This is a genomic window from Affinundibacterium flavidum (genome assembly GCF_014284175.1).
GTDB lineage: Bacteria > Pseudomonadota > Gammaproteobacteria > Burkholderiales > Burkholderiaceae_D > Undibacterium > Undibacterium flavidum.
Map to the genome: position 1 here is coordinate 1 of NZ_JACOGA010000034.1, position 11,087 is coordinate 11,087.

General features: G+C 46.1%; 12 protein-coding genes and 1 pseudogene. 2 read left to right on the forward strand and 11 right to left on the reverse strand.

The annotated features are described in order from the left end of the window. Positions 1 to 209: 209 nt before the first annotated feature. From H8K55_RS21045 to H8K55_RS21065, 5 genes are all read right to left on the reverse strand, one after another. Entirely contained in the window at positions 210 to 1,727 is a 1,518-nt protein-coding gene (locus tag H8K55_RS21045) for a malonate--CoA ligase (RefSeq protein ID WP_186944192.1), read from the reverse strand. A 30-nt stretch (positions 1,728 to 1,757) separates the two neighbouring features. Beyond that, positions 1,758 to 2,531 (reverse strand): enoyl-CoA hydratase/isomerase family protein, encoded by a 774-nt coding sequence (locus H8K55_RS21050; protein ID WP_186944194.1) that lies wholly within the window; start codon positions 2,529 to 2,531, stop codon positions 1,758 to 1,760. Positions 2,532 to 2,733: 202 nt separating this feature from the next. Beyond that, the gene (gene lgt / locus H8K55_RS21055) at positions 2,734 to 3,588 is read right to left on the reverse strand and encodes a prolipoprotein diacylglyceryl transferase (protein ID WP_186944196.1); all 855 of its coding nucleotides are present in this window, start codon (positions 3,586 to 3,588) and stop codon (positions 2,734 to 2,736) included. A gap of 4 nt (positions 3,589 to 3,592) precedes the next feature. Further along, a complete protein-coding gene (locus H8K55_RS21060) occupies positions 3,593 to 4,486 on the reverse strand; it encodes a LysR family transcriptional regulator (RefSeq protein WP_186944198.1) in 894 nt (297 codons plus the stop codon). Positions 4,487 to 4,557: 71 nt separating this feature from the next. Then, positions 4,558 to 4,782, reverse strand: coding sequence for a hypothetical protein (locus H8K55_RS21065; protein ID WP_186944199.1), 225 nt, complete (start codon positions 4,780 to 4,782; stop codon positions 4,558 to 4,560). Positions 4,783 to 4,997: 215 nt separating this feature from the next. Between H8K55_RS21065 and H8K55_RS21070 the strand changes: the two genes are divergently transcribed. Next, positions 4,998 to 5,306 carry a c-type cytochrome gene (locus tag H8K55_RS21070; RefSeq protein ID WP_186944201.1) on the forward strand — a complete coding sequence of 103 codons (309 nt, stop codon included), beginning with the start codon at positions 4,998 to 5,000 and terminating at the stop codon, positions 5,304 to 5,306. 113 nt (positions 5,307 to 5,419) lie between these two features. After that, the gene (locus H8K55_RS21075; protein WP_186944203.1) at positions 5,420 to 5,929 is read left to right on the forward strand and encodes an Lrp/AsnC family transcriptional regulator; all 510 of its coding nucleotides are present in this window, start codon (positions 5,420 to 5,422) and stop codon (positions 5,927 to 5,929) included. A 19-nt stretch (positions 5,930 to 5,948) separates the two neighbouring features. Here H8K55_RS21075 and H8K55_RS21080 read toward each other — a convergent pair whose 3' ends face one another. From H8K55_RS21080 to H8K55_RS21105, 6 genes and pseudogenes are all read right to left on the reverse strand, one after another. Next, complete coding sequence (locus H8K55_RS21080; RefSeq protein ID WP_186944205.1) at positions 5,949 to 6,434, reverse strand: hypothetical protein; 486 nt, start codon at positions 6,432 to 6,434, stop codon at positions 5,949 to 5,951. Then, positions 6,431 to 6,856, reverse strand: a complete 426-nt coding sequence (locus H8K55_RS21085) for a DNA polymerase III subunit chi (protein ID WP_186944206.1) — start codon at positions 6,854 to 6,856, stop codon at positions 6,431 to 6,433. The genes H8K55_RS21080 and H8K55_RS21085 overlap by 4 nt, the downstream gene beginning before the upstream one ends. A gap of 25 nt (positions 6,857 to 6,881) precedes the next feature. Next, on the reverse strand, positions 6,882 to 7,520 hold the full coding sequence (locus H8K55_RS21090; protein ID WP_186944208.1) for a glutaredoxin family protein: 639 nt from the start codon (positions 7,518 to 7,520) through the stop codon (positions 6,882 to 6,884). Positions 7,521 to 7,546: 26 nt separating this feature from the next. Continuing rightward, the gene (locus H8K55_RS21095; protein ID WP_186944212.1) at positions 7,547 to 9,622 is read right to left on the reverse strand and encodes a M3 family metallopeptidase; all 2,076 of its coding nucleotides are present in this window, start codon (positions 9,620 to 9,622) and stop codon (positions 7,547 to 7,549) included. Positions 9,623 to 9,651: 29 nt separating this feature from the next. After that, entirely contained in the window at positions 9,652 to 10,497 is an 846-nt protein-coding gene (gene folD / locus H8K55_RS21100; RefSeq protein WP_186944210.1) for a bifunctional methylenetetrahydrofolate dehydrogenase/methenyltetrahydrofolate cyclohydrolase FolD, read from the reverse strand. 482 nt (positions 10,498 to 10,979) lie between these two features. Then, a pseudogene (locus tag H8K55_RS21105) lies at positions 10,980 to 11,087 on the reverse strand (IS110 family transposase); the annotation flags it as partial.

The following is an 11,087-nucleotide window of genomic DNA, read 5'->3' on the forward strand; positions in this document are numbered from 1 at the left end:
AACCAAAGGGTGCGCACGGCATCCAGTTGCTCGTTTCTGATATGCCTATCAAAAACTGTTAAAACATCGAGTCCGTGAAAATACCGACTCTTCATTCATAATACAAGGGTGCGCCGTGCGCACCGAAACGGTGGCATATGTGTGTGGTGCGCACGGTGCACCCTACGCAATGAAGCTCCGGTCGGTGTAAATTTGCAGGTCCTAAGACTTCAATTTTGAAACTGCTGCCTGAGTAGATTTTTCTGTACTTTTCCCATTGTGTTTCTGGGTAATTCGCTGACGAAGAAGATTTGCTTTGGCACTTTAAAGTTAGCGATTTGCGACTTTAAACGTGTGACGACAGTTGCTGAGTCTAGCGTTGTTGCAGTTCTTAATACAATCACCGCACACACGGCTTCGCCAAAATCTGCATGCGTGAGGCCGATAACAGCTGACTCGACAACTTCAGCCATGTCGTCAATCACACTTTCTATCTCTTTGGGGTAAACATTGTAGCCACCTGAGATGATCAAATCTTTGCTGCGCCCAACGATACTCAGATAGCCATCGTGATCAAATTTGCCGACATCGCCAGTGCGGAAAAAGCCATCATCAGTAAATTCTTCTGCGGTTTTTTCTGGCATGCGCCAATAGCCTTGAAAGACGTTAGGGCCTTTGACTTGGATATCCCCAACCTCATTAATCTCGCAAATTTTGCCTTGAGAATTCATCACACGAACTTGAACGTCGGGTAAGGGCAGACCAACGGTGCCAGCTTTGCGTTCGCGATGGTAGGGATTGGAAACCAGCATGGTGGTCTCACTCATGCCATAGCGCTCTAAGATAGTGTGACCAGTACGCTGTTTGAATTCATGGAAGGTGTCCATGAGCAAAGGCGCGGAACCTGAGATAAACAAACGTAGCTTGGTGCATAGGGTTTGGTGAAGTCTTTGATCTTGCAGCAGCCGTACATAGTATGTTGGTACACCCATCATCACGGTTGATTGCGGCAGGTAATGAAGCACCTGATCTGCATCGAACTTCGGCAGAAAAATCATCTTGCTACCGTTTAAGAGTGCGCCATGTGACGCGACAAATAAACCGTGGACATGGAATAAGGGCAGAGCATGCAACAAAACATCACCGTCTTGCCAAGCCCAGGCCTCTTTCAACACCTTTGCATTGGAGGCGAGGTTGCCGTGACTTAGCATCGCGCCTTTGCTGCGACCTGTTGTGCCTGATGTGTAAAGTATCGCCGCCAAATCGTTCGCTTGACTTTGAACGGTGACAAATTGATCGGACATGGGAATCGCACGATCTAGCAAACTACCGCAATTATTCCCTTGTGCAGGTGCATCTAAAGTGAATACATGTTGGCTGCCAGTCTGAAATGCGATTTGTGAAACCCAGCCAAAATTTTGCGGAGAACACACGACCACTTCTGGTGCCGCATCTTGGATGAAGTAAGAAATTTCAGTGTGCTGGTAGGCGGTGTTCAATGGCAAGAAAACATAGCCAGCACGTAAAGTCGCCAAATACAAAATCAGTGCTTCGGGAGACTTTTCTACTTGTACTGCAATTCTGGCACCGGGTTTTAAATCTAAGCTGATCAGCAAATTGGCGAGTTTGGCGCTGGCGTGTTCTATATCTAACCAACTGTAATAGCGCGCATCATGTGTCTCTATGCAGCAGCGCGATAAATCAGTAGGAAAATGTTCAGCGAAAAGTGCGTAGAGATTGGCATTCATAAAGACGGCAACAAAAAATTTGGTTCAGTATTATGTTCCAGTGAACACCGGAACTTGTTTGGCTAAGAAACCAAGCACACCTTCTTGGTAGTCGTTGGTTTCCAAAAATGAGAAGGCTTCTAGTTGTTCCTCATCATTTAAAGCTTCTGGGGTAAAGCTCAAGCGACGAATGAACTTTTTATTCAAGCGAGCGGCAAGCGGTGCGCCGAGCGCGATTCTTTGCGCGGTCTCTAATGCTTCTCCCGGCACGTCATCTGAGAGTCTTTGCACTAAGCCTTTTTGTTTGGCTTCTATCGCATTTAAAATTCTGCCTTCGAGCAAAATTTCTGACGCAACTGCTTTACCGACCAAGCCTAACAAACTCTTGAGCTCCTTCGGTGCTAAGGGGAACCCTAGTTTGTTAATGGGGATACCGAATCGTGAATTAGGCGAAGCAATCCGGATATCACAAGAAATAGCGATCTCTAATCCACCACCGACACACACACCTTCAATTGCCGCGACGACCGGATGTTGGCACTCGCTGATGGCTTTGAGTGAGGCTGCGATCACTTGATTGTGATAGCGCATGCCGTCAGCCAAGGTATTGCGTACTGTGGCAAATTCTTGCACATCGGCACCTGCCGCAAAATTGCCCCCCGCGCCACGGATGATGATGCAGCGTAAATCGGGATTTTGATGTAAGTCGCTAAAGTGCGTGGTGAGCGCATTCCACATTCCCATATTCAATGCATTGAGTCGGTCGGGATTGGATATGGTGATATAGGCGAGATTGCCCTGAATTTCGCAGCTTACGCTTTCCATGATGATGTCTCCTGGTGGTTTTTTTGAGACCTTTACACGAGCTTAGTGTGCACAAACTTCGATCCTGTCATGTTTGCAGTAGTTAGTCACAGGCGCACGACATAATTGAACTGTAGGTGCTGGTGCTAATCGTGCAAAGGTCTCATTTTGTTTTATCTTGTTGTATTTTGTTTTGTTACTTCGTGTGTTGCTTTTACTTCTCTTATTTTTTTTGTTTATTCGTCTTACGGTTTGCTTTGACTGCTGCTGGGATTGATTTTGCGGGGGTAAATTTCCCAGCATACGCCATACACAGCAATGCAGCACCGACAACGATCATCGGTAATGACAACATTTGTCCGGCAGATATGGTGATGCCGATAAAACTGACCTCGTAATCTGGAGTGCGGAAATATTCAGTAAAGAAACGGGCGCAACCGTAGAGCATCACAAATAGAGCACCGACTGCCAGTGCTGGGCGCGATTTGCGTGCAAACATCCAAACGATGACAAATAGCAAGATACCGTCGATTGAGGCTTGATAAATCGGTGAAGGATGAACTGGATAAGGGACATCCGGCCATTGCATAGCAAAAGGGAAGTCAGGCGCAGCAGCACGGCCAGGTAATTCATGATTGATGAAGTTACCGAAGCGCCCAGCCGCATAGCCGAGTGGAACCAAGGGGGCAATAAAGTCATAGACATGTACTAAAGGTATTTTCGCTTGCCTTGCCCACAGTGACATTGCGATTAATACGCCCAGAAAGCCACCATGGAAAGACATGCCACCTTTCCACACCATCAAAATTTCGAGAGGATGATGGAAAAAGTAGTTTGGCTGGTAAAAAATCACTTCGCCGAGCCGACCACCGAGCACCACGCCAAGCACGCCATAAAACAGCATGTCGTCGATATGTTCTTTGGTCCAGCCTATGGCAGCAATATGCGGCAGGCGTAGACGTAAGCGACCTAAGATGACGAATTGGGCGAATGCGACTAAATACATGATGCCGTACCAGTGGATTTTCATAAAACCTAGGTCAAGGGCAACGGGGTCAAAATTAGGATGTACCAGCATGAGGTTATTCTTCTAAAAGGTCTAAAAAAGCTTGCACAACTGGCGAAGTCGAGTCGCGACGCCAGGCAATTCCTAGCTCTACACAATCTTGCATAGCCGGATGTAAATCTAAAGTCTGGTAATGCACACCTGCACGCTGTAAGTTGGCGACGGATTCTGGTACAAGCGCCATTCCCATATTCGCGGATACTAACGCGATGATGGTTTGCATTTGTATCGCTTCTTGTGCAATTACTGGGGTTAAGCCAGCTTCGCGGAAGCAGCCCAAAATCGTGTCGTGCAAGGCTGGCGCAATTTTGCGCGGAAAAAGTATTAATGGCAAATCTTTATAGCTACTTAATTTTTTTGGATGGGGGCGTTTTTCTGTACCCTCAGGCAAAGCCAAGATTAAGTTTTCGTTGGCTAATTTGCGGTAATGGAGTAAATGCAAGAGCCGATCTGGAATGGGCGGAATGAGTAGACCAGCATCAATTTCATCGTTTTCCAGCATGTCGAATTGTCTATCGCTGGTCGCTTCATGCAAGGCAATTTTTACCTTGTTGAAATCCTTACGAAAGCTTCGTAAGGCGGGCGGCAAGATACTGTAATCAGCAATCGAGACAAAGGCCAGACGTAGTTCACCAATAGCACCCGCGGCAGCACGTTGGGCGATTTCTGGCAGCATTTCTGCTTGTGCTAACAGGCGTTTTGCTTCGGGAAGTAATACCAATCCCGCGGCACTGAGCTGAATATGCCGAGTAGTGCGGTGAAAGAGTGTAGCACCTAATTCTGCTTCAAGACTTTGAATGGCTTGCGATAGAGGCGGCTGCGTCATGTGTAGCTTGCTGGCAGCGCGACCAAAGTGTAATTCTTCCGCAACTGCGACAAAATATCGCAGCTGGCGCAGTTCGATTTGCATAAGTCTTCTGAGAAGTAAAGCGGATTACACGGAATGTCTGAACAAGCGACGATGATTAAGCGTTGAAAGAATTACTTCTTCATTTTAAATTGGCGCTTTTGACGCTCCTTGAGCATTTTCTCATGCAACATTTCGTCTTTGCGTTTATCTAATCCCAGCATGCGTTCGAAGAATTCAAACCATAAAAAAACAACTAATCCAAAACCGTTAATCCACCACCAGGAGATATTTTCCATAAAGCTGAGATCAAGTAGCTTTAGTATGTATAAGGCAATGGCAGGAATCAGAAGTTTCATAAATGAATTACGGTGAATAGTGATTGATAATCGATGAGATTTACTAGCTTTATCATAGGCACTTATATGATTCTGGTCAACCAATGCAATTTGCTAGCCGTTGCTTTCTTCAGTATGCGGTAAAAAGCGGTAAAATAGGGAAACACCAACTAGCATTTTTGCACTATCTACATTTTTTGTATTTTTCTGCATTTTTATTGACCTGGAGATATTGAATGAAAACGACTTTATTGTTTACTGCAGCATTGACTATGTTGGCTTCTGGCTCTGCCATGGCAAATGCCGACTTAGCAAAAGCTAAGAATTGCATGAGCTGCCATAGCGTAGATAACAAGATTTTGGGACCAGGGTTCAAAGATGTCGCAAAAAAATATGCTGGCGATAAGACTGCGGAAGCTAAATTGGTGACTAAGGTTTTGAAAGGTGGTAGTGGTTCATGGGGTACGATTCCTATGCCAGCCAACGCACAAGTTTCTGAAGCAGAAGCAAAAACACTGGTAAAGTGGGTTTTGAGCTTGAAATAATCGTTGAGTTTCTGTAAAAAGGCTCGGTCTTGACCGAGCCTTTTTTCTTATTTAACGCCCAGTGAGTTACACAGTAGACTCACTCGATTCGAACCTATATTTTCAGCACTACCATGGCTAAATTTCACACGCTCGACAAAGTTGATCGTAAATTGCTCAACTTACTGCAAAAAGATAACCAGACTCCGACGCGAGTATTGGCGGAGAAGTTACATATCTCGCAGCCGACTTGTTTGCGCAGAATAAAGACTTTGCGAGATGCAGGTGTGATTAGTGCGGATGTGGCGATGGTTGATCCATTTTCTATCGGATATGGAATGCTCGCATTCCTAGAGATCTCTTTACAGAATCAGTCGGATGAGCACATGCGTGATTTTGAAGCTTGTATGAATCACGAACCAGAAGTCATGCAATGCTATTTTGTGTCAGGCGAAATTGATTACTTTTTAGTGATCCACGTCGTTGATATGGAAGCCTATTATCAATTTGTGCGCAGAGCGATTTCGGGCTCAGGGAATGTGCGTCATTTTCATTCACGTTTCCCGATGAAACGTGCGAAGTTTTCCACGCGGATAGCGTTCGATGAGAAGGCCCCTGAGTTGAGCGTCAGGGTTGCCAAGTAAATTTAACAACCACTTAAATTTAACGGTTGCTGCCTTTAATCTTTGTGATTTCTTGGTTCAAAGCGCGCGTCACGACTTCTTCTATGCTGTGACGTAAGCCTGCGCGTATTTCATCGGCGAGCCTGTCCACCGCTGTTTGTAAGACATCTGCGAGGCTATCACTCACTCTGTGTTCTAAGACAAAATCAACGCGTGACAAGACTTGGCGCAATACATTTTCACGCACGGTTAGTTCCAATTGCGCCCATTCTTCGGCACTGATGGATTTAGATTTTTCTGTAGTCGTGGGGGCTTCATCTAAAAGATCTGGTTGTGCTAATACTTCTTTTGCAGATGCAAGTGCCGCGCTTAGTGGCTTGCTAACATTTGTCTTGCTGATAGGGTGAGAATCTGTCACCAACGGGAAATGCGATTCGGCTTTGCTTTTAACAGCCACGGGCGCGTCATTTGGTGCTGAGATAACTTCCGTTAAGACTGGGATGCTTTCGTCAATTTGATCATTCATGATGTACTGGCTACGAGATGAGAAGGTTTTACACCTTGTTGTTGATATAGGCGAAAACGTTGACGTCCACTGGCTGCGTCTTGTTCTTGCTGCGAAATGACTTCGATTACGCGGTTAAATTGTTGAAAATTATCGGGCAAATGTTGACTCAGATTGATCAATAAATCGTGATGAGGTAAGGCCGCTGGTAACGCCGTCGTGATAATGATAGGCGTTTGTGCTGCGAGTGGATTTTCCAGCATGACATGTGGCAGGAAATCACTGGCCGAAAAATTCCATAAGGCTAGATCCAAAGCTTGCGCTTGCTGTTCGTCTTCGCTGAGTACCAGAATCTGACAATTCGCGGTACGCGCTTTGCGTATCAGGCGACAACTGTAGTGAATCTTGTCTTGTACTTGACTGTGGAAATCAACTCTGGTCATAGATTAATAATTTCGATCAAACCCATCAGAACCTGATGCCAGTTGGCGATGTCGATTTTGGGCGCGCGACTTCTTTGGGCGTATTGTCAGCAGGTTTCGATGCATCCGCTACTGGTGGTGCAGCCGGTGCTGGTTCGGGATATTGATACTCTTTGGGGAGCATATTCGTTTCAGGGTAGCCTGCCGAAGTTAATGCTGTGCGCCAGTCGATTGCTTGAAAACCAGAAAGCTTGGTGCCGCTTATTTGCAAAAGCGGGATGTTGGTGTCGCCACTGACTTGTTTCAGTTTGTCAACGTCCTCTTTGGACTCGATGGTTTTTTCGAAAAATGGGATGCCATTTTGTTTAAGTAAATTGCGAGCCTCGTTGCAGACCGAGCAATTCTTCGCGGTATACAGCGTTACAGGGTTCTTTGCGACCGCTGCTGCTAGTTCAAAGGGGAGTCTGACGTTTGAGATGTTGGCAGATTTATCTAATGCCTTGGTACCTAATTTTTTTGCATTCGCTGGCGGCGGCGTGTCGCTATAAACAATTTTGCCATTAGCGCCTACCCATTTATACATCTGTGCTGACGCCGCAGGGCTTAACACTAATGCGCCTGTGCCGCCGACGATTAGTACGCAAGCGAAACCTAATTGACGAATGTAATTTGGTGCTGCAAACATGATCAAAATCTCCGTAGCAATTATTTTTATTGAATCATGCCATTATGGCGCAATAAAGCATCAATTGATGGTTTTCTGCCGCGAAATGCAACAAAGGATTCGAGCGCAGGACGGGAGCCGCCCATTTCCAAAATCTCGGTCTGGAAAGCTTGCCCCACTTTGCGAGACAGACTACTCCCCTCGGTTTTCGCGACTTCTTCAAATGCGGCGTAGGCATCGGCTGACAAGACTTCCGCCCACTTATAACTAAAGTAACCTGCGGAATAACCACCCGAAAAAATATGTCCGAATGAATGCTGAAAGCGATTAAAAGCGGGCGGCTGCATAACGGCAACTTGATCTCTAACTTGTTGCAGAACTTGCGCTACACTGAGTTGTGCGGCGTTTGCGCTACCATCATGCAGGCGCATATCAAACAAGGCGAATTCAACTTGACGTAGGGTTTGTAAGCCTGATTGGAAATTCTTCGCAGCGATCATTTTGTCGTACAGGCTGCGTGGTAAATGTTCACCGGTGTCGGTATGCGCTGTCATTTGCTGTAAAACATCCCATTCCCAGCAGAAGTTTTCCATGAACTGCGATGGCAATTCCACCGCATCCCATTCCACGCCAGATATGCCGGAAACAGAAATATCATCCACCTTGGTCAACAATTGATGGAGGCCATGTCCAAATTCGTGGAACAAGGTAATCACTTCATCGTGTGTAAAGGTGGCAGGCTTGGTCACGCCATCCACCACGACTGGTGCATTGAAGTTGCAAGTCAGGTAGACCACGGGCGTTTGTACACCATTTGTTTTGAGGCAGCGTGCGCGGGCGTCATCCATCCAGGCACCACCTTGTTTGGCTGCACGAGCATATAGATCGACATAAAATTGTCCAACCAGTTCACCATCGCGTTCGACGCGGTAAAATTTGACATCTGGATGCCAGGTCGCCGCGCTGTCGGTTTTGATATTTACCGCGAACAGGGTCTGGATGACATTGAATAATCCAGCGACCACTTTATGTTCAGGGAAATACTGTTTCACTTCTTGTTCAGAAAACGCATAGCGCTGCTCGCGCAATTTTTCTGAAACAAATGTGGTATCCCAAGCTTGCATATCGGCTATACCAAACTGCTCTTTGGCGAATTGACGTAGCTCGATCAAATCTTTTTCGGCATAAGGTTTGGCTTTATTCGCCAGATCCAATAAGAAGCCTTCGACTTGCTTTGCGCTTTCTGCCATCTTCGGCAATAAGGAAACTTCCGCGAAGTTTTGATAGCCGAGCAATTCTGCTTCCTCTTGGCGCAGGCTGAGCAATTCGTCGATGATGGCAGTGTTATCCCATTCAGGATGACCGCCTAATTCTGAAGCCTTGGTGGCATTTGCGCGATAAATGGTTTCACGCAGGCTGCGATTTTCTGCGTATTGCAAAACTGGAAAATAAGACGGAAAGTGCAAACTGAATTGATAACCCGTTTTACCGTCTTGTTCGGCTGCATGCTGAGCTGCTTGCAAAACTTCCTGTGGCAGACCTTTGAGTTCCGCAACATCGGTAATCAATAGTTTGTAATCATTGGTCGCATCTAAAACATTTTCAGAAAATTTAGTCGACAGTGCGGCGAGTTTTTCTTGAACTTCGGCGTAGCGTTTCTTTTTGTCGTCCGCCAGCTCGGCACCACCAAGTTTGAAGTCGCGCAAGGCATTGCTGATAATTTTCTTTCGAGCTGGGCTTAATGCCGCGTAGCCTGCGCTAGCATTTAAGGCTTTGTAGTGTCGAAATAGATGCAGATTTTGACCCAACTCAGTCCAGAATTCTGTGATTTTGGGCTGGTTTTCATTATAGACCGCACGCAGTTCTGGCGTGTCACGTACCGAATTAAGATGACTAACGATGCCCCAAGCGCGTCCCAGTTTTTCGGTCACGGTTTCCAACGGTGTGACGAAATTATCCCAGTGGACGTTCTCTATGGGATTTTCCAATTGCGTCACAACTGCACGACATTCAACCAATAAAGCATCTATCGCTGGGCTGACATGTTCGGGCGTGATGTCGTCAAAACGTGGCAGGTCGCTAAAGTCGAGCAGGGGATTCGTCTGGTTTGTCGTTGTAGTCATCATTTCAGTGATTTTATTAAGTTCTTTTATTAAGTTCTTTCAGCCGCTTCTATCGTGTTGACTAATAACATCGTGATCGTCATTGGGCCGACGCCGCCTGGTACCGGTGTAATGTAACTGGCAACTTCCTTAACGTTAGCGTAATCAACATCGCCACACAATTTGCCTTCATCATCGCGATTCATGCCGACGTCGAGAACCACTGCGCCAGGTTTGACCATATCAGCAGTGACGATATTTCGTTTGCCGGTCGCTACGACCAAAATGTCAGCATTGCGAGTATGAGCACCCAGATCACGGGTCTTAGAGTTACATATGGTGACGGTTGCGCCTGCTTGCAAGAGCAACATCGCTTGCGGCTTGCCTACAATATTCGAAGCGCCGACAACTACTGCATTGGCACCACGTACTGGATAATCAATCGACTCCAGCATCTTCATGACGCCATACGGAGTACAGGGACGGAATAAAGGCTGACCTGTCATCAGTAAGCCAGCGTTGCTGATATGGAAACCGTCAACGTCTTTTTCAGCTGCAATCGCTTCGATCACTTTATTGGCGTTGATGTGCGCTGGCAAAGGTAATTGCACCAAGATACCGTTGACCTTGGGATCATTGTTTAGGCGCTCTATGTGCGCTAACAGAGTCGCTTCGCTTAAATCAGCGTCATATTTTTCCAGCACGGAGTAAAAACCGCAGTCTTCACAAGCTTTGACTTTATTGCGAACGTAGACTTGTGAAGCGGGATTCTCACCAACCAAAATCACTGCCAGACCAGGTTGTTTACCTTGCGCAGTGAGCGCTGCTGCACGTTTAGTCACGTCTTCACGAATTTGTTGAGAAAGCTGGGTGCCGCTGATGATTTGTGCCGTCATGATGGTGGACTCGGAAAGGTGGCGGATGTGGAAGTTAATTGATTCCTTAACTTCTATTTAGCCAAGATTGCAAAGAAAGGATAAGCCATGATTATAAAGGATGACGGGCTTTTTCATTTCAATTGGCGCTCAAAAACCGAGTGTTTAGTAGGAAAAACCAGTTCAAATCAACTTAAATCAGCTTTGACTTAATGGTTTTTGACTTGTGACGATAGATTACTGAATCTGTGTTTGGAGCTTTTGAAAAGATGGAGATAAAAAACGACGAACAAAATTGTTTTACAAATGCCACTTTTTTGAATGGGTGTGACGCAAGGCAATCTAATATTTGTTAATGTTGAATTCGAGAAACCCCTTCAACGCTGGCACGCTGGGGCGCCGAGCTGCGCAGAGGAATGCCTAGAACTTATTGGCCTTTTTCTCTAGGACTTACGCAAAGTTGCAATGATTAAAGCTTTATTACGTAGATACTGTTATCCGAGTCAAGCAGAATGCAAGCTTGCATCGAAAGGCTTGCCGGATTTTAGTACGCCAAATGCGACATGAATGAGTTTTCTCATCATTGCCCCAATAATGACCATGGGAGGTTT